This window comes from Actinomadura nitritigenes (genome assembly GCF_017573545.1).
GTDB lineage: Bacteria > Actinomycetota > Actinomycetes > Streptosporangiales > Streptosporangiaceae > Spirillospora > Spirillospora nitritigenes.
The window spans coordinates 1-24,176 of record NZ_JAGEOK010000061.1 but is presented as its reverse complement, the minus strand read 5'-3'; the positions used below and the strand labels follow the sequence as shown (position 1 = coordinate 24,176).

The 24,176-nt window shown below is 74.3% G+C and carries 22 protein-coding genes; 7 read left to right on the top strand and 15 right to left on the bottom strand.

The window, feature by feature from the left end; genetic code table 11:
• Positions 1–24 precede the first annotated feature (24 nt).
• From J4557_RS47145 to J4557_RS47095, 11 genes are all read right to left on the bottom strand, one after another.
• Positions 25–738 carry a hypothetical protein gene (locus J4557_RS47145; protein WP_208274141.1) on the bottom strand — a complete coding sequence of 238 codons (714 nt, stop codon included), beginning with the start codon at positions 736–738 and terminating at the stop codon, positions 25–27.
• A gap of 376 nt (positions 739–1,114) precedes the next feature.
• Complete coding sequence (locus tag J4557_RS47140; RefSeq protein ID WP_208274139.1) at positions 1,115–1,927, bottom strand: hypothetical protein; 813 nt, start codon at positions 1,925–1,927, stop codon at positions 1,115–1,117.
• A 51-nt stretch (positions 1,928–1,978) separates the two neighbouring features.
• Positions 1,979–3,031 carry a 2-hydroxyacid dehydrogenase gene (locus tag J4557_RS47135; protein WP_208274136.1) on the bottom strand — a complete coding sequence of 351 codons (1,053 nt, stop codon included), beginning with the start codon at positions 3,029–3,031 and terminating at the stop codon, positions 1,979–1,981.
• Positions 3,028–3,660: a histidine phosphatase family protein gene (locus tag J4557_RS47130; RefSeq protein ID WP_208274135.1), complete on the bottom strand. Its 633-nt coding sequence runs from the start codon at positions 3,658–3,660 to the stop codon at positions 3,028–3,030. The genes J4557_RS47135 and J4557_RS47130 overlap by 4 nt, the downstream gene beginning before the upstream one ends.
• Positions 3,657–5,132, bottom strand: coding sequence for an FGGY-family carbohydrate kinase (locus J4557_RS47125; protein ID WP_307800611.1), 1,476 nt, complete (start codon positions 5,130–5,132; stop codon positions 3,657–3,659). The genes J4557_RS47130 and J4557_RS47125 overlap by 4 nt, the downstream gene beginning before the upstream one ends.
• Complete coding sequence (locus tag J4557_RS47120) at positions 5,129–6,640, bottom strand: FGGY family carbohydrate kinase (RefSeq protein ID WP_208274134.1); 1,512 nt, start codon at positions 6,638–6,640, stop codon at positions 5,129–5,131. Before J4557_RS47120 ends, J4557_RS47125 begins: the two co-directional genes overlap by 4 nt.
• A gap of 32 nt (positions 6,641–6,672) precedes the next feature.
• Entirely contained in the window at positions 6,673–7,917 is a 1,245-nt protein-coding gene (locus J4557_RS47115) for a sugar ABC transporter permease (RefSeq protein WP_208274133.1), read from the bottom strand.
• The gene (locus J4557_RS47110; RefSeq protein ID WP_208274132.1) at positions 7,910–8,848 is read right to left on the bottom strand and encodes an ATP-binding cassette domain-containing protein; all 939 of its coding nucleotides are present in this window, start codon (positions 8,846–8,848) and stop codon (positions 7,910–7,912) included. The genes J4557_RS47115 and J4557_RS47110 overlap by 8 nt, the downstream gene beginning before the upstream one ends.
• Positions 8,849–8,885: 37 nt before the next feature.
• A complete protein-coding gene (locus J4557_RS47105; protein ID WP_208274131.1) occupies positions 8,886–9,962 on the bottom strand; it encodes a substrate-binding domain-containing protein in 1,077 nt (358 codons plus the stop codon).
• Positions 9,963–10,297: 335 nt separating this feature from the next.
• Positions 10,298–11,083 (bottom strand): DeoR/GlpR family DNA-binding transcription regulator, encoded by a 786-nt coding sequence (locus tag J4557_RS47100; protein ID WP_208274130.1) that lies wholly within the window; start codon positions 11,081–11,083, stop codon positions 10,298–10,300.
• Between the two features lie 72 nt (positions 11,084–11,155).
• Positions 11,156–11,554 carry a rhodanese-like domain-containing protein gene (locus J4557_RS47095; protein ID WP_208274129.1) on the bottom strand — a complete coding sequence of 133 codons (399 nt, stop codon included), beginning with the start codon at positions 11,552–11,554 and terminating at the stop codon, positions 11,156–11,158.
• A gap of 135 nt (positions 11,555–11,689) precedes the next feature.
• On the opposite strand from J4557_RS47095, the gene J4557_RS47090 reads away from it, so the two are divergent.
• The 3 genes from J4557_RS47090 (at position 11,690) to J4557_RS47080 (ending at position 16,537) form a co-directional block, all read left to right on the top strand.
• Positions 11,690–12,154, top strand: a complete 465-nt coding sequence (locus tag J4557_RS47090; RefSeq protein WP_208274127.1) for an RrF2 family transcriptional regulator — start codon at positions 11,690–11,692, stop codon at positions 12,152–12,154.
• Positions 12,151–13,371 carry a globin domain-containing protein gene (locus tag J4557_RS47085; RefSeq protein WP_307800610.1) on the top strand — a complete coding sequence of 407 codons (1,221 nt, stop codon included), beginning with the start codon at positions 12,151–12,153 and terminating at the stop codon, positions 13,369–13,371. The genes J4557_RS47090 and J4557_RS47085 overlap by 4 nt, the downstream gene beginning before the upstream one ends.
• 382 nt (positions 13,372–13,753) lie before the next feature.
• The gene (locus J4557_RS47080; protein WP_208274159.1) at positions 13,754–16,537 is read left to right on the top strand and encodes an FAD-binding and (Fe-S)-binding domain-containing protein; all 2,784 of its coding nucleotides are present in this window, start codon (positions 13,754–13,756) and stop codon (positions 16,535–16,537) included.
• Between the two features lie 2 nt (positions 16,538–16,539).
• Here the strand turns inward: J4557_RS47080 and J4557_RS47075 are convergent, their stop codons facing one another.
• Positions 16,540–17,280, bottom strand: a complete 741-nt coding sequence (locus J4557_RS47075) for an IclR family transcriptional regulator (protein ID WP_208274125.1) — start codon at positions 17,278–17,280, stop codon at positions 16,540–16,542.
• Positions 17,281–17,382: 102 nt separating this feature from the next.
• On the opposite strand from J4557_RS47075, the gene J4557_RS47070 reads away from it, so the two are divergent.
• From J4557_RS47070 to dmpG, 3 genes are read left to right on the top strand one after another with little or no spacing between them, the layout of a single operon-like run.
• Positions 17,383–18,234: a 2-keto-4-pentenoate hydratase gene (locus tag J4557_RS47070; protein ID WP_208274123.1), complete on the top strand. Its 852-nt coding sequence runs from the start codon at positions 17,383–17,385 to the stop codon at positions 18,232–18,234.
• Positions 18,231–19,127, top strand: a complete 897-nt coding sequence (locus J4557_RS47065) for an acetaldehyde dehydrogenase (acetylating) (RefSeq protein WP_208274121.1) — start codon at positions 18,231–18,233, stop codon at positions 19,125–19,127. The genes J4557_RS47070 and J4557_RS47065 overlap by 4 nt, the downstream gene beginning before the upstream one ends.
• A complete protein-coding gene (gene dmpG / locus J4557_RS47060) occupies positions 19,124–20,158 on the top strand; it encodes a 4-hydroxy-2-oxovalerate aldolase (protein ID WP_190866702.1) in 1,035 nt (344 codons plus the stop codon). The genes J4557_RS47065 and dmpG overlap by 4 nt, the downstream gene beginning before the upstream one ends.
• 32 nt (positions 20,159–20,190) lie before the next feature.
• Here the strand turns inward: dmpG and J4557_RS47055 are convergent, their stop codons facing one another.
• From J4557_RS47055 to J4557_RS47045, 3 genes are all read right to left on the bottom strand, one after another.
• A complete protein-coding gene (locus tag J4557_RS47055; RefSeq protein ID WP_208274119.1) occupies positions 20,191–20,847 on the bottom strand; it encodes an HAD family hydrolase in 657 nt (218 codons plus the stop codon).
• Positions 20,848–21,120: 273 nt separating this feature from the next.
• A complete protein-coding gene (locus tag J4557_RS47050) occupies positions 21,121–22,233 on the bottom strand; it encodes an NDMA-dependent alcohol dehydrogenase (protein WP_208274117.1) in 1,113 nt (370 codons plus the stop codon).
• A gap of 587 nt (positions 22,234–22,820) precedes the next feature.
• The gene (locus tag J4557_RS47045) at positions 22,821–23,651 is read right to left on the bottom strand and encodes a PIG-L family deacetylase (protein WP_307800608.1); all 831 of its coding nucleotides are present in this window, start codon (positions 23,649–23,651) and stop codon (positions 22,821–22,823) included.
• Positions 23,652–23,701: 50 nt separating this feature from the next.
• Here J4557_RS47045 and J4557_RS47040 point away from each other — a divergent pair.
• On the top strand, positions 23,702–24,176 hold a 475-nt coding region (locus J4557_RS47040), incomplete at its 3' end, for a glycosyltransferase (RefSeq protein WP_208274113.1).

The following is a 24,176-nucleotide window of genomic DNA, read 5'->3' as shown; positions in this document are numbered from 1 at the left end:
GCCCGGCCGCCGCCCCTGCCGGCGCTACGAGGTCAGGTAGAGCTTGCGGTCGAAGACGCCGGAGCCGGGAGTGCTCTCGCCGCGGCCGATCGCGGCGCCGCTGCCGGTGCCGCTGGACGGGCAGACGCTGCTGCTGCCGGACTCGCGGACGAGCTGGATGGCGTCGGACTTGCCCTGCAGGTCGTCGTCGGGCAGCGGCCGGTTCGGGTTGTCGCGGTTGTAGACGTCGAAGGTCAGCCCGTCGGCGCCGCCGGTGCGGAAGCCGTAGATGCACGTGACGGTGAGGCCGAGCACCTGGCCCTTGAGGGTGATGCGCAGGTCGCCGCCGATGGCGATCACGCCGTCGCGCCCGCCCTGCACGGGGTCGTAGCTGATCTGACCGGACCGGTCGGAGACGCCGCCCAGGTCGAGGGCGGTGGCGGGCGAGCTGAACCCGTTGGACGTGTGGCACGCGCCGATGGAGGCGGCGGTCAACTCGCCGGCGCCGGCGGAGGTCGTGGTGCCCTGCATCTGCGCGCTGTCGCAGGTGCCGGTGACGTTCATGCCCAGGAAGCTGGTGGAGAAGTTCAGCGTGCCGACGGTGGAGATCTGCCAGTTCCCGGCGTAGGGCGCGCCGGTGGCGGTGTCCTGGCGGACCGTGGTGGTGGCTGCGGACGCGGGGCCCGCGGCCAGTGCGAGCGCGGCGCACGCGGCGGCCGCCGGGGCGGCGAGCCGGGCGAGTCGGGCGGGAGCGTTCACGGGGTTCCTCCTCGGAGAGGGTTTGCTGGCTCCGCGCGCGGGGGCGCCCGCGCGCGGCCCCCTGCGCGCGGCCCGCGGCATTCCCGCCGTGACCGCGCCGATCACTCCTTGTTCATACCCGAGTGATCCCGGAAAGGGTAGGGCGATTCAGAAAGGGGCCCGCGATTCATAGGATTCCGATAAACGGACACGGGAGATCGCTCACTCGGCCGTGATTCGGCGCTCGGCGAATGCCCGTTCCCATCGGAACTTATAACCGAAATCGGATTGGAACGATCGCACGGAAGGAAATTCGGCGGGACAGGCGGGATCCCGGTGGGAAGGCGCGCGGCCGGGCTTGGGAGGTACGGACGGACCCGGCCGCGCGCCTGGTCTGTCAGCGGAACACCGGCGTCATCGCGTAGACGCGGTTGGGCTTGTTGTAGCCCACGAAGACGCGCGATCCGCGGCCCGCGGGAGCGACGGCGAGGCCCTCGCTCTCGCCCGTCAGCGGGATGGTGATCGTTTCCAGGATCGTGCCGGAGCGGTCCAGCACGGTGATCGTGTTGTTGGTGTAGTACAGGACCTTGTCACCGGACATTTCCAGGCCCTGCGGAACGCCCTGGTAGCCGAGCGGGAACGTCGAGCGGACATTCCCGTCGAGGTCGCTGAAGGCGAAGACGAACGGGCCGTTGTCGCCCGGCCCGGCATGGACGAGCAGCCCGTCGCGCCGGTCGTCCACGGCGACGAGGCCGGAATTGCCGAGGGAGCCGAAATCGATGGTGCGGACGATCCGCGGCTCTCCCGTCCAGTCGACGACGTTGACCTTGGTGGGATTGGTGCCGCCGCCGGTCGCGACGTAGAGCAGGCCGTCGGCGCCGCGGACGCTGATCTCGGCGGCGTGGCCGACGTCGAGCGGCGCGCTCTCCTTGACCTTGGTGCCGTCGGGGCGGTACTCGCGGATGACGCCCTTGCCGCCGCCCACGTCGAAGCCGACGAAGAAGCGTCCGCGGCGGTAGGCCAGGCCCTGCATGTTGCCGGCGTCGGGGACGTCGAAGACGAGGTCGAAGGTGTAGGAGCGTTCGGCCGCGGCGGCGGGGCGGGCCGTGCCCGCCAGCGCGGCGGCGCCGGCGAGCGCGGCGGCGCCCGCGAGGCCGAGGGCCGTGCGGCGGGTCACCGGGGTGTCGGCGGGCGGGGGGATCGGGTGCATCGTGCCTCCTCGTGGTGGGGGTCGCGCGGGGAGTCGGGGCGCGGACCGGGGTCAGGCCGGCCGCGGCACGGTGAGGGCGTCGGGGTTCGCGCAGTGCAGGAGGGGCTCGCCGCGCAGGTGGCGGCCGACGTCCTCGGCGATGATGCGGGCGGCGTTCGCGGCGGTCTGCTTGCTGGCGCCGGCCAGGTGCGGGGTGACGATGACGTTCGGCGTGGTCAGCAGCCGCGACCCGGCCGGGATGGGCTCCTCGGGGAACACGTCGAACGCGGCGGCGAACAGGTGGCCGGACTCGACCGCGTCGCAGGCGGCCTCGTAGTCCAGCAGCGATCCGCGCGCGCAGTTGACGATGATCGACCCGGGCGCCATCGCGGCGATCTGCGCGGCGCCGATCATCCCGGTGGTCTGCGGCGTGGCGCGGGCGTGCAGGGAGACGATCTGCGCGCGCGCCAGCAGGTCGTCGAGCTCTACGAGTTCCGCGACGTGGGCGAGGTCGCCGAGATCGTCCAGGTACGGGTCGTGGACGAGGACCTTCGCGCCGAGCGCGGCCAGCATCCGGGCGACGCGGCGCCCGACCGCGCCGCAGCCGACGAGCCCGACGGTACTGCCGAGCAACTCGAAGCCGACGTCCTCGTAGCGGTAGTAGTCGCCGCGCCAGTGGCCCGCGACGAGGTCGGCGTGGGTCTGCGGGATCCGCCGGACGGCGGCGAGGATCAGCGCGAGGGTGTGCTCGGCGGTGGCGCCGGCGTTGCGTCCCGGGGCGTAGCAGACGGCGACGCCGTGCTCGGTGGCCGCCTCCAGGTTGGCGTTGACGGGCCCGCCGCGGCTGATCCCGAACAGCTCCAGGTCGGGGCACGCCTCCAGGACGCGGCGGGTGAGCGGCGCCATCTGGGTGACGCAGATCCGCGCGCCGCGCAGCGCCTCGATGAGCCGCTCCTCGGTGCCGGACGCCTCGTCCACCTCGGCGACCCGCCCGAACGGCTCGACCGGCCACGGCAGCGTGAGCTCGGTGAACTCCAGGTCGCCGGGGGCGGCGGCGCGCAGCGCGTCGATGAACAGGCGGTTGCGGACGAACAGGTCACCGGCCGCCAGGACGCGGGTCGTCATTGCAGGCTCCAGGGAACGAGCGATCCTTCGATCGCGGTGTTGAACTCCAGGAGGGCGGCGTCGCCGTCCCGGAGCCGTATCTCGGTCAGTGCGCAGTTGCCCAGCGACGGGAACCGCCGCCGGTAGTCCTTGAGCGGCAGCCCCAGCAGCCGGCACAGCGCGAGGCGGAGCGCGGTGGAGTGCGCGACGACCAGGACGCGGCCGCCGGGATGCCGTCCGGCGATGTCGTGCAGGCACGCCGTGAAGCGGTGCGCGGCGGCGGCCGGGTCCTCGCCGCCCGGCAGGTGGCCGGCGACGGGGTCGGCGCGGAAGGCGCGCAGCGCGTCGGGGAAGGCGCGGGCCATCTCGTCGCGGGTGAGGCCCTCGCCGCGCCCGAAGTGCAGCTCGCGGAGCCGCGCGTCGACGACGGGGTCCGCGCCGATCGCCTTGGCGGACGGCTCGGCGGTGATCCGGGCGCGGCCGAGGTCGGAGCACCAGACGGCGTCCGGGCGGGCCGCCTCCGCCCACGCGCCGAGCAGCCGGGCCTGCTCCAGGCCGCGCCGCGTGAGCGCGACCTCGCTGGTGCCGGCGTAGCGGTTCTCGGCGTGCCATTCGGTCTCGCCGTGGCGGACGAGCACGAGCCGCGTCATCGGGCCGTCCTCTCGCGCGCGTGGGCGGCGGTGGGGGCGGGCAGCCACCCGCGCTCTTCCAGCTCGCCGACCATGCGCAGGTAGGCGTCGTCGAACCGGCCGGCGCTCCCGGGCCGCGGATCGACGGTGGCCGCGACGGCGACCATGCGGGAGGCGACCTCGGCGACGTCCCGCCCGGCGGAGGCGGCGAGGACCGCGGCGCCGAGCGCGGGCTCGGCCTGGCGCGGCAGCACGACCGGCCGTCCGAGGACGTCGGCGCGCAGCTGGCACCAGTACCGCGACTTCGCGGCGCCTCCGGTGAGGGTGAGGTCGCCGCCGGTGGGGGCGCCGAGGAGGTCGAGGTGGTCGAAGCAGAGCCGTTCGATGAAGGCGACGCCCTGCAGGACGGCCGCGTAGGAGTCGGCCTCGTCGCCGGTCGCGCCGAGCGTGAACCCGCGGGCGTCCGGCGCGACGAACGGGAACCGCTCCCCCGCCCCGACGAGCGGGTAGGTCAGCGCGGCGGCGGGTTCGCGGCCGGCGGCGCGGCGGTCGAGGCCGGCGAGGTCTCGGCCCGGGTAGTCGCGGGTGAGGGCGCCCGCGCCGGTGCTGGACGCGCCGCCGGGCAGCCACCTTCCGTCCGGCGCCTTGTGGGAGTACACGACGCCGAACGGGTCGTGGAGGAGGTCGTCGGTGACGCCCTTGAGCACCAGCGTGGTGCCGAGGACGGAGTTCCAGGAGCCGGCGGTGAGGCGGCCGGTGCCGAGCTGGGCGGCGCAGCCGTCGGTGGCGCCCGCGACCACCGGCGTGCCCTCCGGCAGCCCGGTCGCCGCCGCGGCCCCGGCGCCGACGGCGCCGAGCCGGGTACCGGAACGTTCCAGCTCAGGGAGCAGCCCGGCCGGGACGCCGAGCGCGTCGAGGACGTCCAGCGGCCACGCCTCGGCGACGAGGTCGGCGCCGGTCTTGAGGGCGTTGCTGAGGTCGGCGGCGACGGGATGGCCGGTCAGCCGCCGGTTCACGAAGTCGGCCTGGTGCGCCAGCCGCGCGCCGTCCGGCAGGCCGGGGGTGTTCTCCAGCAGCCACAGCAGCTTGGGCAGCGCCCAGGCGGGCTGCATGCGCTGGTAGCCGAGCCTGCGCCACACCTCACCCCCGGCCTCGTTGATCTTCTCGACGGCGCCGGCGGCGCGGGTGTCGTCGTACATCAGCGCCGGGGTCAGGGGCCGCCCGTCGCGGTCGGTCAGCAGGACGGTGCCGGACGTGCCGTCCACCGCGACGGCCCGCACCGCGTCCGCCGGGACGTCGCGCAGCGCCTCGCGGCAGGCGGCGGTGACGGCCGTCCACCACAGCTCCGGGTCCTGTTCGTGGCGCGGGCCGTCGCGACGGCCCGTGAGCGGCGCCGTCCCGCCGCCCGCGACCTGGCCGGACGCCGTGACGGCCAGGGCCCGCACGCTCTGCGTCCCGAGGTCGATCCCGACCCACACGGGTTCGCCGCTCACCGCTCACCCCCGCGCTCGCGCATCGCGGCGAGCGTGGGCCACGCGGGCGCGGTGGCCCCCCGGATGTCCAGGAAGTCCTGGTACGCCTGCGCGTAGTGCGCGGCCCGGACGGGATCCGGGTCGTGGACCTCGCCCGCCCGGACGTATCTGCCGGCCGCCTCTCCGGCGTCCCCGGCGCGGCCGGTGGCCAGCAGCCCGACGATGAACGCGCCGCGCGCGCCCGACTCGGCGTCGGCCGACCGGACGACCGGGACGCCCGTCACGTCGGCGAGCATGCCGAGCCAGAACGCGCTCGCGGAGCCGCCGCCGCTGACCCGCAGCTCGGTCGGGCGGGTCCCGGCGGCCTCCAGGCAGTCCCGGACGACCAGGCTGAGCCCTTCCAGGACGGCGCGGGCGAGGTCGGCACGCTCGTGCTCGACGGTCAGGCCGTGGAAGGCGCCGCGCGCCCGCGGCTCCAGGAACGGCGCGCGCTCCCCGGCGGGCGACAGGTACGGCAGGAACACCAGGCCGCCGGCGCCGGGCGGGGACTGCGCCGCCAGCGCGGAGAGCGCGGACGGATCGTCGCCGAGGCCGAGCGTCCGGCGGGCCCAGTCGACGACCTGGCCACCCGCGAGCGTCGGGAACGCCCGCAGCCACCGGTCCGGGAGGCCCATCGCGACCGTGAAGCCGGACGGTTCGCCGTCCAGGCGCGGCTCGTCCACGACCATCTCCGTGCACAGGGTCGTGCCGAGGATCGTGCACGCCTGCCCCACACCGACCGCGCCCGCGCCGATCGCGGTGGAGGCGATGTCGTAGGGCGCGAGGACGACCGGGATCCCGGCGGTCAGACCGAGCGCGCCGGCTGTGTCGGGCGTGAGCGGGGCGGCCCGCTCGTCGTCGCCGAGCAGGTCCGGCAGCAGCGCCGCCGCCCACTCCATGCCGTAGAGGCGGAGCAGGTCGCGGGAGAACCCGCGCTCGCGGACGTCCATGAACGGCGCCGACGCGTCCGAGGAGTCCACCGCGATCCGGCCGGTGAGCCGCGCGAAGACCCAGCCGCCGCAGGTCAGGGACGCCGCGGACCGGGCGAGCCGGTCGGGGTCGTGCTCGCGCAGCCAGGTGAGGATCGCGTTGGGCAGCCCCGGGAACGGCAGTGACCCGTTCGCGCGGAACGCCTCGGCGATGACGCCGGAGCGCGCCCAGCCCTCGACGGCCGCGGCGGCGCGGCCGTCGTTCCAGAGGATCGCGGGGCCGGTCGGCTCGCCGGCGGAGTCGACGAGCCAGCAGCCGTCGCCCTGCGCGGTGAGCGCGAGCAGGTCGACGCCCGCGCCCGCCGCGGTGACCTGCGCGGCGGCCTCGCGCACCGCGCCCGCCACCGCGTCCCAGACCTCGGCCATGTCCTGCTCGGCCCGGCCGGGCGCGGGCCGGGACACCGTCGTGGGCCGGCGGACGACGGCCAGCTCCGTGCCGTCCTCGGCGTATCCGACCGCCTTGATCATCGTGGTGCCCGCGTCGACGCAGACGACCGCCATTCGGCTCCTCCGTGAGGTGCGGAAACAGGGAATCAGGCGCGGCCGTGCGTCCGCCGCGACCGGCGGGCGACCGAATCCAGCGCCACGGCCAGCAGCAGCACCGCGCCGGTGACCATGAAACGGTAGGACGAGTCGAGGTTCAGCAGGGTCAGCCCGCTGGAGATCGACTGGATGACGACGATGCCGAGCAGCGCCGCGAACGCGTTGCCGCGCCCGCCGAACAGGCTCGTCCCGCCGATGACGGCCGCCGCGATCGCGTTGAGGTTCACGTCGCCGCCGCCGCTGCTCTGGTTCGACGCCGCGAGCCGGGCCGCCGCGAGGATCCCGCCGACGGCGGCGAGCGTCGTGCACACCACGAACGCCGAGCTGTAGACCGCCTTGACGTTGATGCCGGCGCGCCGGGCCGCCTCGACGTTGCCACCGACCGCGTACACCGACTTGCCGTACTTCGTCCGGGACAGGACGTAGTGCGTCGCCAGCACGAGACCGAGGAACAGCACGAACATCCAGCCGACGCCCCGGTCCCGGCTCAGGTACCAGACGGCCACCGCGAGGCCCGCCAGCAGGACGGCGCTGCGCAGCACGAGCGTCTGCTCGGTGGTGGCGGGCAGCCCGGCCTTGCGGCGGGCCGCCGCTCGCGCGTGGCCCGTCCAGTACAGGGCGCCGGCACCCACCGCGACCAGCGCGTACGCCAGCCACGGCGGGACGAAGTCGAGCTGCGCGAACGTCACCAGCCACGAGTCGAACGGCAGGTTGATCGAGCCCTTCGGGCCGAGGATCCACAGCTGCAGGCCGAGGAAGCCGAGCAGGCCGGCGAGGGTGATGACGAAGCTCGGCACGCCGAGCCGGTTGAACACCTGCGCGTAGAACCAGCCGATCAGGCAGCCCGCGGCCGCCGCCGCGACGATCGCCACCACGGCGGGCATCCCGTGGTCGACGAACAGCACCGCGGTGATGGCCGCGCTGAGCCCGCTGATGGAGCCGACCGACAGGTCGATCTGCCCGACCAGCAGCATGAACACCACGCCGAGCGCGATCACCCCGACCGGCACGCACTCCATCGCCAGGTTCACCAGGTTCGCGCTGGACAGGAACACCGGGTTCAGGATCTGCATGACGGTCCAGATGACCACCAGCCCCGCGACGACCGGCCAGACGCCGAGGTCGCCGCCGCGGACCCGGTCCGCCGTCCCGGTGAGGGCGGCGCGCAGGCCGCGGTCCTGCGGCTCGCCGGGCGGCGCCTGCTCCACCGGCGGCGCCGTGGTGAGGTCACTCATCGCCGTCCCCCTTCGTCATCGCGATGCGCGCTGCGGGCCCGCCTTCGCCGTCCTCGCCGGCGGCCGCACCGCCGGTGCCCGTGTCCGATCCGGTGCCGGACTCCGCGGTGGCGTCCTCGCCGGACGGGTGAGCGCGCTTGGAGCGGCGGCTGACCACGTTGTCGGTCGCGCCGGTGATCGCCGCGACCAGCTCCTCGGCGGACGTCGCCTCCGCGTCGAACACGCCGTTGTTGCGGCCGAGCCGCAGCACCGCGACGCGGTCCGCGACCGCCTTCACGTCCGCCATGTTGTGGCTGATCATGATGACGCCGAGGCCGCGCTCGCGGAGCCGCTCGATCAGGTTCAGCACCTCGGCGGTCTGCGCGACGCCGAGCGCGGCGGTCGGCTCGTCGAGGATGATGACCTTCGGGTCGCCGAGCAGGGAGCGGGCGATCGCGACCGTCTGCCGCTGCCCGCCCGACAGCGCCGCGACCGGCGCCTCCACCGAGGGGATCTTCGCCGACAGCTGGTGCAGCAGCTCCCGGGACCGGACCTCCATCGCGACCTCGTCCAGCCGCAGCGCGCGCAGCTCCCGGCCGAGGAACAGGTTCTCGATGACGTTGAGGTTCTCGCAGAGCGCGAGGTCCTGGAAGACGGTCGCGATGCCGAGCTGCTGCGCCGCCGCGGGGCTCGGCACCGACACCTCCCGGGACTGGAAGGTGATGGTCCCCGCGTCCGGCGGGTGCACCCCGGACAGGACCTTCACCAGCGTGGACTTGCCGGCGCCGTTGTCGCCGACGAGCGCGACGACCTCGCCCGCCGCGACGTCCAGGTCGACGCCGGTGAGCGCGGCGACCGCGCCGAAGGACTTGCTGATGCCGCGCAGCGACAGCAGCGCACCGTCCTTCGCGGCGGCCGGGGCGGGGGCCGTGGGGGTGGGCGTGGGTGACATGACCGACCTTCGTGGATCGTTGCCTGTGCTCGGGCCGCTACTTGATGCCGAGCTGGGTGCAGCCCGCGGCGTACTCGGCGGTGCAGACCTGCGACGCCTTGAGCGCGCCGCCCGGTCCGAGCAGCACCGTGGCGATGTTGTCCCGCGTGACCACGGTCGGGGTGAACAGCTGCGACGGAGTGTTGAACAGCGTCGCGTTCGGCTTCGGCTTCTCGCCCTTGACCAGCTCGTACGCCGTCTCCGCGGCGGCCTCCGCGACGATCTTGATCGGCTTGGAGATGGTGTTGTACTGGTCGCCGTTCACGATCCGCTGCGCGGCGGCGAGCTCGGCGTCGTTGCCGGTGACCGGCGGGACCGGCTTCCCGGCCGCCTTGAACGCGGCGACGCTCGCGCCGCCCGTGCCGTCGTTGGCGGCGACGACGCCGGCGATCTGCCCGCCGAACTTGCTGATCTGGCCGCTCACCCAGTCCTGCGCCTTGGCGGGCTCCCAGCCCGGGGTGTCGTACTCGGCGAGGAGCTTGAAGCCGGACGGGTCGACCGCGCTGTGGATGCCCTTCTTGATCAGGTTCGCCGCGGCGTCGGTGGGCGAGCCGTTGACCTCGAGGATCCCGCCCTTGGCCTTGCTCTGCTTCAGGTGGTCGACCAGCGACTGGCCGATCATCGCGCCGATCTTCTCGTTGTCGAAGGAGACGTAGAAGTCGGCCTTGGCGGCGGGGATCGGCCGGTCGTAGGCGATCACGGCGACCTTGCGGGACTGCGCCATCCGGACGATGGACGCGGCCGCCGCCGAGTCGACGGGGTCGATCACGATGGCCTTCACGCCCTGCGCCAGCACCGAGCTCGCCTGCTGCTGCTGCTTCGAGGCGTCCGCGCCGGCGTTCTGGTACAGCACCGAGCAGCCGCCGCACAGCTGCTTCATCTTGGCCTTGAACAGCGGGGCGTCGTACAGCTCGTAGCGGGTCGAGGCGATGTCGGGCATGAGGAACGCGATCTTGGCGTTCTTCGCGCCGCCGCCGGTCGAGCTCGCGCTCTTCGACGAGCAGGCCGCGGCGGGGGCGAGCACGGCCAGGGCCGCGCCGGCCGCGGCGGCCGTCCGGAGGGAAAGCTTCGTCACTGAGGTCTCCTCGGTGCAGCGCCCGTGGGGAAGGGCGACCGATCCAGCGCGGCGGCCGGTCCGAGGCGGGTTCGGCGGCCGTCGCGGGGAGAACGTAACATCCGGAACGTTAGAAGTGTCAATAGTGGGACGTTAACTAACATTCGATGGCGTGATCTCGCGGCGAAGCGATCTCAGAACGCCCACGTCACAACTCGATATCGACCGCGCAGGCCCTCTAGGCGGAACCGGGCGTCATGGTGTTGGTTCTAACATCGCCCATCACATGACGGACGGGCGGAACGGGCGCTCAGGCGCGCGGAACCGGCGCGCTCAGGCGCGTGGGACAGGCGCGCTCAGGCGCGTGGGGCGACGTCGTAGACGACCTTGTGCCGGTCCAGCTCGCCGAGCGACGCGGCGGACGCGCCGTCGTCGGTGATGACGCGCTCGAACTCGCCCAGCGGGGCCACCCGGTGCAGCGCGGTGCGCCCCAGCTTGGTGTGGTCCACCAGCAGGACGTTGCGGACGGCGCTGCGCAGCATCGCGCGCTTCACCACCACGACACGCTGCTCCTGGTGGCAGGCGTTGCCCGCGGACACCGCGGACGTCGACACGAAGCACATGTCGACCTGCAGCGACTCGATCGCCTCGACGCACGAGACGCCCATGAAGGAGTTGTGCAGCGGGTCGTAGTCGCCGCCGAGGGCGATGAGCCGGACGCCCTGCACGGGCGCCAGCAGGTTCAGGCCGTCGAGGAAGTTGGTGACGATCGTCAGCGGGCCGGCGTCCTTGATCCGGCGGGCGAGCGCGAGGGCGGTGGTGGAGTCGTCCAGCATGATCGCCATGCCGGGCTCGACCAGCTCCGCCGCCGCGGCGGCGATCGCCTCCTTCTCCTCGCGCATGGACTTGCCCCGGTAGGCGACGCTGCTCTCGAAGACGCCCGAGCGCTGCGCGGTGACCCCGCCCCGGTACTTGCGGACGATGCCCTGCCGCTCCAGCTCGTCGAGGTCGCGGTGGATGGTCATCAGGCTGACCCCGAACCGCTCGACCAGCTCGGCGGCCGTCGCCGAGCCCTCCGCCAGGACCGCCTCGGCGATCGCGTCCTGGCGCTGCGCGGGCCCCCGCCGCTGCCGGTTGCTCATGCCCCGCTCCTCCGTCCGGACGCCGCGAGCGCGGCGGGTCGAGGGGAAGTTAACATCACCGATGTTAAGACCTCAACCGGCGCTGTCACTCCCCGCGGTGGCGGGCAGGCCGGCGTCGCGCCACGCCTTGAACCCGCCGACGACGTCGGTGGCGCGGGTCAGGCCGAGGTCGTGCAGGGCCGCGGCGGCCAGGCTCGAGGTGTAGCCCTCGGAGCAGAACACGATGACGCGCACGTCGTGCCCGGTGGCCTGCGGCAGGCGGGCGTCCGACCGCGGGTCGAACCGCCACTCCAGGACGTTGCGCTCGACGATCAGCGCGCCGGGGATCTCGCCCTCGGCGGCCCGCTGCGCGGCGGGGCGGATGTCTACCAGCAGGGCTCCGTCGCGGGCCTCGGCGTGCGCGGTGCCGGGGTCGAGCCGGTCGAGCCGCGCGCGGGCGGCGGCGAGGATCTCATCGATGCTGCGAGGCATGCCCCACAGCATGGCAGCAGATTTCCTACTGAGCGAGTCGGAAAACCTGTGCTCGGCCCGTCGCGCGGGGTGGTGTGGGGAGAGGCACAGCCTTAATCGGACTTTGAGATTCCGATTCGATCCTAGGATCGGGCCGTGCACCTGACCCATTCGACGGACCTGGCGCTCCGCGCGTTGATGCTGCTCGGAGCCCGTGACGAGCGCCGCTCGGCGGCCGACCTCGCGGCCCGGCTGCGCGTCCCGCCGCAGCACATGGCCAAGATCGTCCAGCGGCTGCGGCGGCACGGGCTCGTGGAGACGGCGCGCGGCCGGGGCGGCGGCGTCGTGCTCGCCGCCCGGACCCCCGGCACCTCCGTCGGGGAGATCGTCCGGGTCCTGGAGGGGCCCGGCGAGGTGGTCGACTGCGATCACCCGCCGTGCCCGCTGCGCGGCGGCTGCCGGCTGCGCGGCGCGCTGCGCGCCGCGCAGGAGGCGTTCCTCGCGTCGCTGGACCAGGTGCTCCTGCGGGACCTGGTGTCCGATCCCCCCGACCCGGTCCTGCTGTCCCTGGCGCTCCCGGCCCCCGCCGGCGCGCCCCCAGAGCCAGAGAAAGGCCCATGATGCTCTCGTCCGACCATGCCGCGATCGTGCGGGCCACCATCCCCGCGGTGGCGGCGCACGGAGCCGAGATCACCGGCGAGTTCTACGACGCGATGTTCGCCGCGCACCCCGAACTGCTGCACCTGTTCAACCAGGGCAACCAGGCCAACGGCGAGCAGCGGCGCGCCCTCGCCGGGGCGGTCGCCGCGTTCGCGCAGCACCTGGTGAGCGAGGAGTCCTCGACCCCGTTCCAGCAGATGCTGTCGCGCATCGCGCACAAGCACGCCTCCCTCGGCATCCGGCCCGAGCAGTACACGATCGTCGGGCGGCACCTGCTGGAGGCCGTCGCGAAGGTGCTCGGCGACGCGGTGACGCCCGAGGTCCACGCCGCCTGGTCCGAGGTGTACTGGCTGTTCGCGACGCTGCTGATCGCCGAGGAGGCCCGGCTCTACCAGGACGCCGGCCGCTCCGCCGACTCCGCGTGCCGGCCGTGGCGCGTCGCCGAGCGGGTGGACGAGGCGGAGGACACGGTGTCGCTCGTGCTCGAACCGGCCGACGGCGGCGAGGTGCCGGCGCACCGTCCCGGCCAGTACGTCAGCGTGGTCGTCACGCTGCCGGACGGTCTGCGCCAGCCCCGCCAGTACACGCTGTCGCGGGCCGCGGGGGACGGCGTCCTGCAGATCACGGTGCGGCGTGTGCGCGGGGACGACGCCTCCCCGGCGGGCGCGGTGTCGACGTTCCTCCACGAGACCGCGCGGCCGGGCGTCGAGCTGGAGCTGTCCGCGCCGTTCGGCGACGTGGTGATGGAGGACGACGACGCCCCGCTCGTCCTGATCAGCGCCGGGATCGGCGTGACGCCCGCCGCGGCGATGATCGACCATGTGGCGGCCGTCCGGCCCGGCCGGCGCGTGCTGGCGGTGCACGCCGACCGCAGCGTCCGCACGCACGCGCTGCGCGCCCAGATCGCCGAGGCCGGCGCCCGGATCCCCGGCTTCCAGCAGATCACCTGGTACGAGGACCTCGACGGCGCGGACGCCGCCGCGGGCGGGGACGCGGACGTGCGGCCGGGCCGGGTCGACGTGGCCGCGCTGCCGCTGCCGCCCAAGGCCCGGGTGTTCATGTGCGGGCCGATCCCGTTCATGCGGGCGGTCCGCCGCGGCCTGCTCGACGCGGGCGTCTCCGACGAGCGCATCCACTACGAGGTGTTCGGTCCCGATCTGTGGAACGGCGCCGCCTGACCGGCGTCCACCGGCGCCTCCCGCTCCCACCTTCCACCCCGGGTGGGAGCACTCCCCCCAGGTCAGCCCCGTAGCCCGCCCTCGTCCACAGCGGCGAGACCTACACCTTCCACGAGTTCCCGCCGTGACCGCGTCTTCAGCGGCATGCACGAGGTCGTTCCCGGCCACATCGTCCCCGTCTCTCGGGGTGGCCTGCGCGACCACCGGTACCGCCCTGGTCTCATCCCGCCCGCGCGGTACTACCGTCGTCGGCAGGGGCGCCGCCTCGGCGGCGGCCCGGGTCCAGGGCGAAGGGGCGGATGTGGGCGATCAGGGCGAGCTCGTGGCGGCGCTGCGGCGCGCCGGGGTCAGCGGGGTGGACGATTCGGCGCTGGCGCGGTCGATGTACGCCTCGGACGCCTCGCTGTACCGCGTCCCGCCCGCGGTCGTGGTAACGCCCCGGGAAACGGGCGAGCTGCCCGCGGTGCTGGCCGTGTGCCGGGAGTTCGTGGTGCCGCTGACGATGCGGGGCGCGGGGACGTCCATCGCGGGCAACGCGGTCGGGGCCGGCGTCGTCGTGGACGCGAGCCGGCATCTGAACCGGGTGCTGGAGATCGACCCGGACGCCGGGACGGCGCTGGTCGAGCCCGGGATCGTGCAGGCGCGGCTGCACCGGATCGCGGGCGGGCACGGGCTGCGGTTCGGGCCCGACCCGTCCACCCGGACGCGCGCGACGCTCGGCGGCATGATCGGCAACAACGCCTGCGGATCGCGGGCGCTCGGCTACGGCCGCACGTCCGACAACGTGCTCGGCCTGGACGTGGTCGCCGGGACCGGGGAGCGGCTGCGGCTCGGCGACGTCCCCGGCGCCCCCGCCGGAAGCGATGCGGGGAGCCTGCTGCTGGACCGGCTGCGCGACCTCGTGAACGGGCGGCTCGCGCTGGTCCGCACCGAGTTCGGGCGGTTCGGCCGGCAGGTGTCGGGCTACTCGCTGGAGCACCTGCTGCCCGAGCGGGGCTTCGACGTCGCGCGGGCGCTGGTCGGCAGCGAGGGAACGCTCGCCGTGACGCTCGCGGCGCGGCTGCGGATGGTCCGCGAGCCCGCCTGCCGGCTGCTGGTCGTCCTCGGGTACGGGTCGATGGCCGAGGCCGCCGACGCCGTCCCGGCGATCCTGCCGCACGGCCCGGTGGCCTGCGAGGGCCTGGACTCCCGCATCACCGACGTGGTGCGGGGACGGCGCGGCCCGGACGCGGTGCCGCCGCTGCCGGAGGGCTCGGGCTGGCTGCTGGTGGAGCTGGCCGGCCCGGAGATCGGCCCGCTGCGCGACACCGCCCGCAGGGTCGTCGCCGAGTCCGGGAGCACCGGCTCGGCGCTGGTCGAGGACACGGCCCTCGCGGACGCGCTGTGGCGGATCCGCGAGGACGGCTCGGGCCTGGTGGCGCGCACCCCGGACGGCCGGCAGGCGCACGCCGGATGGGAGGACGCGGCCGTCCCGCCCGAGCGGCTCGGCTCCTACCTGCGCGAGTTCGAGGCGCTGCTCGACGGGCACGGCCTGTTCGGCGTCCCGTACGGGCACTTCGGCGACGGCTGCGTACACGTCCGGATCGACTTCCCGTTCGACCGCCCCGGCGGCACCCGTGTGTTCCGCGACTTCCTCAACGAGGCGGCGGCGCTCGCCGCCCGGCACGGCGGCACGATGTCCGGCGAGCACGGTGACGGGCGCGCGCGCGGCGAACTCCTGCCGCACATGTACTCCCCCGAGGCCCTCGACCTGCTCGCGCAGGTCAAGGACATCTTCGACCCCGACGACCTGCTCAACCCGGGGATCATCGTCCGGCCCGCCCCCGTGGACGCCGGCGTGCGGATGGCCGGCGTCGCCCCGGCCACCCGCGCGGAGCTGCCGACGCTCGGTTTCGCCTACCGCGGCAACGCGGGCGACCTGTCGCGGGCCGTGCACCGCTGCACCGGCGTGGGCAAGTGCCGCGCCGACAACACCGGGACCGGCGGCGTGATGTGCCCGTCGTACCTCGCCACCAGCGAGGAGAAGGACACCACGCGCGCGCGGGCCCGTGTCCTGCAGGACGTCGTCTCCGGCCACCTCGGCCCCGACGGCTGGGGGACGCAGGCCGTCCACGACGTCCTGGACCTCTGCCTGTCGTGCAAGGGCTGCGCGTCCGACTGCCCCACCGGCATCGACATGGCGTCCTACAAGGCCGAGGCCCTCCACCAGCGGTACCGCCGCAGGCTCCGGCCCCGAGCCCACTACGCGCTCGGGTGGCTGCCGCGCTGGACGCGCCTGGCCGCGAGGGCGCCCGCCGCCGTGCCGGCGCTGAACACGGCGATGCGGTCGCGCGCGCTCCGTCCGCTGATCGCCTGGGCCGCCGGCATCGACCGCCGCCGCTCGCTGCCCGCCTTCGCGCCCGTCCCGTTCCGCCGCCGGTTCGCCTCCCACCGCAGCCCGGCGGGCCGCAACGGCGAGGTCGTCCTGTTCGTCGACACCTTCACCGACGCCTTCTCCCCGGACGTCGCCGAGGCCACCGTCAAGGTCCTCGAGCACGCCGGCTACCAGGTGTCCGTCACCGAGCGCCCGGTCTGCTGCGGCATCACGTGGATCTCCACCGGGCAGCTCGACGGGGCGCGCGCCCAGCTCCGCCGCACCGTCCGGGCCCTGCTCCCGCCGGTGCGGCGCGGCGCGAAGGTCGTCGGCATGGAGCCGTCCTGCACCGGCGTGCTCCGCTCGGACGCCGAGGAGCTCCTGCGGGGCGTGGACGCGGCCGCGGCCCGCGAGGTCGCCGCCGCCACGCGCACGCTCGCCGAGTTGCTCGCCGAGACCCCGGACTGGACGCCGCCCGACCTGTCCGGCGTCACCGGCGTCGCGCAGCCGCACTGCCACCACCACGCCGTCATGGGCTGGACGAAGGACGCCGCCCTGCTCAGGGACGCGGGGGCCGAGGTCGCCAGGCTCGGCGGCTGCTGCGGCCTCGCCGGGAACTTCGGCGTCGAGAAGGGCCACCACGACGTCTCCGTCGCGATCGCCGAGCATCGGCTGCTCCCGGCCGTCCGCGACGCCGCGGAGGGCGACGTCGTCCTCGCCGACGGCTTCAGCTGCCGCACCCAGCTGGCCGACCTCGCCTCACGCCGGGGCGAGCACCTCGTCCAGCTCCTGGCCCGCCACCTCCCGGAGTGACGTCAGCGGCGGGCGAGGGTGCGGGACAGGGTGAGGGCCGCGGTGTGGACGGCCGGGGCCACGGCGGCCAGCCGCATGCGGTTGGACCAGCCGGAGACCGAGAGCGCGCCGATCGCCTCGCCGTCCGGGCCGAGGACGGGGCTGGCCGCGCAGAGGATGCCGCTGCCGGACTCCTCCCGGTCGTAGGCGACGCCCTCCTCGCGGATCCTGGCCAGCTCGCGGGTGAACAGTCCGGGCGCGACGACGGTGCGCTCGCCGACCTTGGCCAGCCCGGCGTCCAGCACCCCCTGGACCACCTCGGGCGGTGAGAACGCGAGGATCGCCTTGCCGACGCCGGTGGCGTGCGCGGGCAGCCGGCCGCCGACCTGCGAGGGCATCCTGGGGGCGTCGGAGGCGCCGAGGATCTCCACGTACACCACCTCGGCGCCCTCCAGGACGGCGAGGTGCACGGTCTGCCGTGTCGCCTCCCGCAGGTCGGACATGTAGGGGACGGCGGCGTCCCGCAGGACGCGCTGCCGGGGCACCCGCTGGCCGATCTCGAACAGCCTGAGGCCGAGCCGTACCCGCGTCCCCTGCCGCTCCAGCAGCCCCGCCTCCACCAGGTCGAGCGCGATGCGGTGCGCCGTCGAGCGCGGCAGGCCGCTGCGGCGGGCCAGCTCGGCCGCGCCGAGACCGTCGTCGTCCGCCCGGAAGGCGGTCAGCACCGCGACGGCGCGGCGCAGGAACGTGTCGTCGGACGGCATGGCCCCACTGTAGAAGACGTGTCCCACCACGTGGGACGACCGCGTTGCCGGGAGGGCCCCCGGCGCGGAAGGCTCGTCGCAGAGACGACGAAAGGAACGGCCATGGACCCGGGTTCCGCTCCTCCCGAGGGGGGACGCCCCACCACGCTCCCCGGCCCGGCTGCGCCGGAATGGGTGGAGAAGGCCGCCGGCGCGCTGCTCGACGCGTACGCCACCGGCGTCCCGATCCCACCCCTGACCGCGTCGCACCCCGGCATGTCGGTGGACGACGCCTACGCGGTCCAGCGCGCCCAGGCCGACGCGTGGACCGCCGCGGGCGCCCGGATCAAGGGCCACAAGGTGGGCCTGACGTCGGCCGCGATGCAGCGCCAGATGGGCGTGGACCAGCCGGACTTCGGCATCCTGCTCGACTCGATGTTCCTGCCGGAGAGCGCCCCGATCGACACGGGCCGCTTCCTGCAGCCGCGGGTGGAGCCGGAGATCGCGTTCGTGCTGGGCCGGCCGCTGTCCGGGCCGGGCGCGACGGCCGCCGACGCCGTCGCCGCGGTGGAGTACGTGCTGCCCGCGCTGGAGGTCATCGACTCGCGGATCGCGGACTGGAAGATCACGCTGCCGGACACCATCGCCGACAACGCCTCCAGCGGCGGCCTGGTGCTCGGCACCCGGCCCGTCCGCCTCGGCGACCTGGACCTCGCGCTGATGGGCTGCCTGCTGCACCGCGACGGCGTGCTGATCGACACGGGCGCCGGCGGCGCGGTGCTGGGCTCGCCGATCAACGCACTGGTGTGGCTGGCCAACGTGCTGGGCGAGCGCGGCATCGCGCTGGAGGCCGGGCACGTGGTGCTGCCCGGCTCGATCACCGCGGCCGTCCCGGTCGCCCCCGGAGAGACACTCACGGCGACGTTCGCCGGGATCGGTTCGGTCACCGCCCGGTTCGGAAAGGAGGAGGCATGAGCAAGCTGACGGCCGCCATCGTCGGGCCCGGCAACATCGGCACCGACCTGCTGGTCAAGCTGACGCGCAGCGAACTGATCGACGTTCACTCGATGGTCGGGGTGGTCCCCGAGTCCGACGGCCTGGCCCGCGCCCGGAAGATGGGCGTGCCGGCGTCGGCGGAGGGCGTGGACTGGCTGCTGAACCAGCCGACGCTGCCGGACCTCGTGTTCGAGGCGACGTCGGCGAAGGCGCACCTCGCCAACGCCCCGCGCTACGAAGAGGCCGGGATCACCGCGATCGACCTGACGCCCGCCGCGGCGGGCCCGCTGGTGTGCCCGCCGGTGAACCTGGACACGCTGTCGGACGCGCCGAACCTCAACATGATCACCTGCGGCGGGCAGGCGACGATCCCGATCGTGCACGCGGTGTCGTCGGTCGTCCCGGTGCCGTACGCGGAGATCGTCGCGTCGATCTCCTCGCGGTCCGCCGGTCCCGGCACCCGCGCGAACATCGACGAGTTCACCGAGACCACGGCCCGCGCGATCGAGCAGGTCGGCGGCGCGGCCCGGGGCAAGGCGATCATCATCCTGAACCCGGTCGACCCGCCGATGATCATGCGGGACACGGTGTACTGCGCGATCCCGTCGGACGCCGACACCAAGGCGATCTCCGCGTCGATCGAGAAGATGGTCGCCGAGGTCGCCACGTACGTGCCGGGCTACACGCTGCGGGCGGAGCCGCAGTTCGACGAGCCCCGCGACATCTGGAACGGGATGGCCCGCGTCGCGGTGTTCCTGGAGGTCCGCGGGAACGGCGACTACCTCCCGCCGTGGGCCGGCAACCTCGACATCATGACCGCGGCCGCGGCCCGGGTGGGCGAGCAGCTCGCGCGCAGGAAGGTCACCTCATGACGGAGCAGACGGCGGAGAAGATCCGCATCACCGACTCGACGCTGCGGGACGGCAGCCACGCGATGGCGCACCGCTTCACCGAGGAGCAGGTCCGCGGCGTGGTGCACGCCCTGGACAGCGCGGGCGTCGAGGTCATCGAGGTGACGCACGGCGACGGCCTCGGCGGCTCGTCGTTCAACTACGGCTTCTCGCTGGAGGACGACGTCAAGCTCGTCGCCGCGGCCGTGGACGAGGCGACGCAGGCCAAGATCGCGGTGCTGCTGCTGCCGGGCCTCGGCACGGTGAAGGACCTGAAGATGGCGCACGACGCGGGCGCGTCCGTCGCCCGGGTCGCGACGCACTGCACCGAGGCGGACGTGTCGCTGCAGCACTTCGCCGCGGCGCGCGAGCTCGGCATGGAGACCGTCGGGTTCCTGATGCTGTCGCACCGGGTCGGCCCGGAGGAGCTGGCGAAGCAGGCGCGGATCATGGTGGACGGCGGCGCGCAGTGCGTGTACGTCGTCGACTCGGCGGGCGCGCTCGTGCTCGGCGAGGCGCAGGAGCGGATCAGCGCGCTGGTCAAGGAGATCGGGCACGAGGCGCAGGTCGGCTTCCACGGCCACCAGAACCTCTCGCTCGGCGTCGCCAACTCGGTGCTGGCGCAGCAGAACGGCGCCCGTCAGATCGACGGGGCGCTCTGCGCGCTCGGCGCCGGCGCGGGCAACTCCCCCACCGAGGTGCTGGTCGCGACGTTCGAGCGGCTCGGCATCCCGACGGGCGTGGACGTGCAGGGCGCGATGGCCGCCGCCGACGACGTGGTGAAGCCGTTCCTGCACCGGCTGCCGTTCGCCGACCGCGGCGCGATCACGCAGGGCTACGCGGGCGTGTACTCCAGCTTCCTGCTGCACGCCGAGCGGGCGGCGGAGCGCTACGGCGTGCCGGCGCACGAGATCCTGCAGAAGGTCGGCGAGGCCGGCTACGTCGGCGGCCAGGAGGACATGATCATCGACGTGGCGCTGCAGCTCGCCGCCGAGCGCGACCGCGCGTCCTGACCGGTCCCGGTCCCTCAGGCCCGGGAGCCCGCTCAGGCGAGCGGGCTCCCGTCCAGATCGTCGAGGAGGGCGCGGGGGTCGTCGTAGACGGCCGCCGCGCCCTCCTCTTCCAGCTCGTCCCGGCTCCACCCGCCGCTGAGGACGCACACGCACGGCATCCCGGCGCGCGCGGCGGCCGCGACGTCCCAGCGGGTGTCGCCGACGAACACGGCGCGCCCGGCGGGGACCCCGGCGCGTTCCAGAGCCAGTTCGACCAGGTCGGGGGACGGTTTGCTGGCTCCGACCTCCGATGACGAGGTGGCGTCGTCGATCGCGTCGTCGGCGTCCAGGGCGGCGCGCAGCGCCTTCAGCTCGGGGGTGGCCGCGGAGCTCGCGAGCACGACGCGGCGGCCACGGCGGTGGCACGCGCGCAGCAGGTCGGCGGCGCCGTCGAACGGCTTCAGGCGCGTCCAGTACTGCGCGTAGAGGGCGCTGTGCGCCGTCCGGATCGCGTCGTCGGCGTCCCTGTCGCGGTCGCTCGGCAGCAGGTGGTCGAGCAGCTTGTCCGAGCCCATTCCGATCGCCCGGTGGATGCTCGCCATCGGGACCGCGTGGCCGTGCTGCAGGAAGGCCTGCCACCACGTCGTGGCGTGCAGGTAGTTGGTGTCGACCAGCGTTCCGTCGACGTCGAAGAGCACAGCATCGATCATGCCGGGGCCCTACCCGGCAGGCGCTCGGGAAACCGGCGCCGGCCGCACCGTTGGGCGCGCGTGCGGCCGGCGTCGGGGCCTCGGCGGTGCCGGCGTCCAGGACGCCGGACCGGCCGTTGACCGGAACTCTAGGCGCAGTTTGGCGGTGCGACAATAGCTGTTGGCGAATCGCCAATAAGCAGCGGGCCGCGGGCCGCGCCGACGCGCGCCACCGCGCGCAAGCGACCGCCCCGCGACCGGAGCCGCGGGGCGGTCGGCGGGGCGTGCGGCGCGTCAGTGCTCGTGCACGATGACGCCCCGGATGTTCTTGCCGTCGCGCAGGTCCTGGTAGCCCTCGTTGACCTGGTCGAGCGAGTACCGCTTCGTCACGAGCGCGTCCAGGTCGAGCTTGCCCTGGTCGTACAGGCGCAGCAGGCGCGGGATGTCGTACTGCGGGTTCGCGGACCCGAACAGGGTGCCCTTGATCGTCTTCTCGAAGAGCGTGAGCACCGCGCCGGACACGTGGATCGTCAGCTTCTCCGGGTGCGCGAGCCCGGTCACCACGAGCGTGCCGCCCTTGCCGATGACGTTGAACGCGGCGCCGACGACCTCCTCGTCCACCACGCCGACGGTCACCAGCGCCTGGTCCGCGCCCTGCCCCCAGGTCAGCTCCATCACCTTGGCGAGCGCCTCGTCCGCGTCGCCGAACGCGTGGGTGGCGCCCAGCTCGACGGCCTTGTCCCGCTTGAACGCGACGGGGTCGACCGCCACGATGTCGGCCGCGCCCGCGTGCCGGGCGCCCTGGACGGCGTTGATGCCGATGCCGCCGATCCCGAACACCACGACGGTGTCGCCGGGCCGGACACCGCCCGCGTACACCGCGCTCCCCCAGCCGGTCGGGACGCCGCAGCCGACCAGGACCGCCGTCTCCAGCGGCAGCCACTCGTCGACCTTCACCACCGAGTGCTGCGAGACCGTCGCGTACTGGCTGAACGTGCCGATCATGCACATGGCGCCGTAGTCCTCGCCGCCGCCGTGGAAGCGGAACGTGCCGTCGGGCAGGTCGCCGTTCAGGATGGTGGCGCCCATGTCGCAGATGCTCTGCCGCCCCGTCGAGCAGTACCGGCACGTCCCGCAGCTGGGGATGAAGCTGCACACGACGTGGTCGCCCGGCGCGACCTTGGTGACGCCGGTGCCGACCTCCTCGATGACGCCGGCGCCCTCGTGCCCGCCGACGATCGGGAACCGCGGCACCAGGTCCCCGTCGGTGAGGTGCAGGTCGGAGTGGCACAGGCCGGCCGCGACGTAGCGGATGAGGACCTCGCCGTCCTTCGGGCCGTCCAGGTCGAGCTCGGTGATCTCGAACGGCTTGCCGGGTCCCGCGAGTACTGCTGCCCTGGTCTTCACGCGCCTGACCTCCGGTCCGTGAGTGAGGTACCTCACAACGTAACCCCGCGGACGTTCCCCGGAAAGGGCGCGACGCGGGCACGCCGGGCTCGCCGGCCGCCACCCGCGGGGCGATCTCCCCGCAGGCGGCGCCGGCCACGGCGGTCCACTGCACGCTGGTGTGCGGCGGGCTCTTCTTCTCGACCAGGACGCGGGCCCCGCACGCCCGGCACTCGACCGGCTGCACCGCCACCTCCGCACGGACTCGGGGACCGTCGAGAACAGCACGCCGTTCGCCGCGTTCTCGGCGACCTCCCCCGCCACGTCTCGACGGCGCGGGAGGCGTCGATCTCGAACTCGAACCGGTCGGCCATCTCCGGCGTGACGTCCTCGACGTCCACGTAGAACTGCTCGTACCTGCGGCGCGGCTGGTAGACGGGGCCGTCCCGGTCCACAGCGGCGCAGTGCTTTGCCGTGATAACGATCTACTACGCCGGTTGTAGTAGATTGGAGGGAAGCGTACGTGATCGAGGCTTGGGGCTGCCGTGACGGGGGCGAGCGTGACGGGCCCGTGCGCCGCCCGCCCGGGACCGGCCGTGCCGCCGGCGTCAGCCGCGCCGGCCCGGGGCGTCGCGCAGGGTCGCGAAGATGTCGTCGAGCAGGGGGCGCGCGGGCGTCCGGCCGTGCTCGACGTACCACTCGTGGCCGAGCGCCCAGCGGAACACCGGGCGGGGAAGCCTGAGCAGCACCGCCAGCGTCCGGACGCCCGTGTCGGCTCCCGCCTGCGTCGCGTGGGCCGCCATCGCGGCGCGCTTCTGGCGGGCGAAGCGCCGCACGTCCACCCGGTGGGTGAGCGACTCGGGGGCACTGTAGGCGGCGGCGAACCGGGACGGCGAGAAGTCCGCGGGGACACCCGGCAGCCGGGCGACCAGCGCGAGCGCGCGGCGCAGGAGCCGCCGGTCCACCGTGGCCTCCAGGACGACGCGGGTGCCGGCGAGTTCGGCCGCGCGGGTGCCGACGCGGTGCACCTGCACGTGGTCGGGGTGCCCGTACCCGCCCGCCGGGTCGTAGACGGTCAGGAGGTCGGCGCCCTCCTCGTCCAGGATCGCGGCCAGCCGCGCGGCGGCCTCCTCCAGGTCGGCGTCCGCGAAGGAGCCGGGGGCGCCCGACGGATCGGACGCCATGCCGGAGTCGCCGTAGCCGAGCCATTCGACGCGGGCGCAGCCGAGCGCGCGGGCGGAGTCGCGGAGCTCGGCGACGCGCCGCTCGCCGAGCCGCCCGTCCTCGCGGTCGGCGGACGCCGCCAGGCCCGCCTCCCCCACCGTCGCCATGACGAGGACGACCCGGTGGCCGTCGGCGGCGGCGCGGGCGAGGGTCCCGGCGGTCAGCAGCGCCTCGTCGTCGGGGTGGGCGTGGAAGGACACCAGCGTGTACGGCACCGGTCAAGTGTGCCGGAGGGGAACGCGGACCCGGCGCGGGGAGCCCGGCGATGAGGATCGCGCATCTGACGGACTACTACCTGCCGCGGCTCGGCGGGGTGGAGATGCACGTCCACGATCTGGCGACCCGGCAGCAGGAGGCGGGCCACGACGTCACCGTGATCACCTCGTCGGCGCGCCCCGCCGGGCTCCGGCGCCGGGACGGGGCCGTGCAGGAGGACGGGAACGGGCTCCGCGTGCTGCGGCCCACCGAGCGGATGGCGTTCCCGACGACACTGAACCCCGGCGGGATCGTGGCGGGCCGGCGGCTGGCGCGGTACGGCAAGTACGACGTCGTCCACGTGCACGCGGGCCCGTTCACCCCGCTGGCCGTGGCGGGCGCCACGCTGGCCTCCCGGATCCCGACCGTGGTGACGGTGCACTCGCTGATCTCCTACATGGAGCCGGCGTTCCGGGTGCTGGACGCGGCGACGGGCTGGTCCGCGCTGCCCGCCGTGTGGACGGCCGTCAGCGACACCGCGGCCG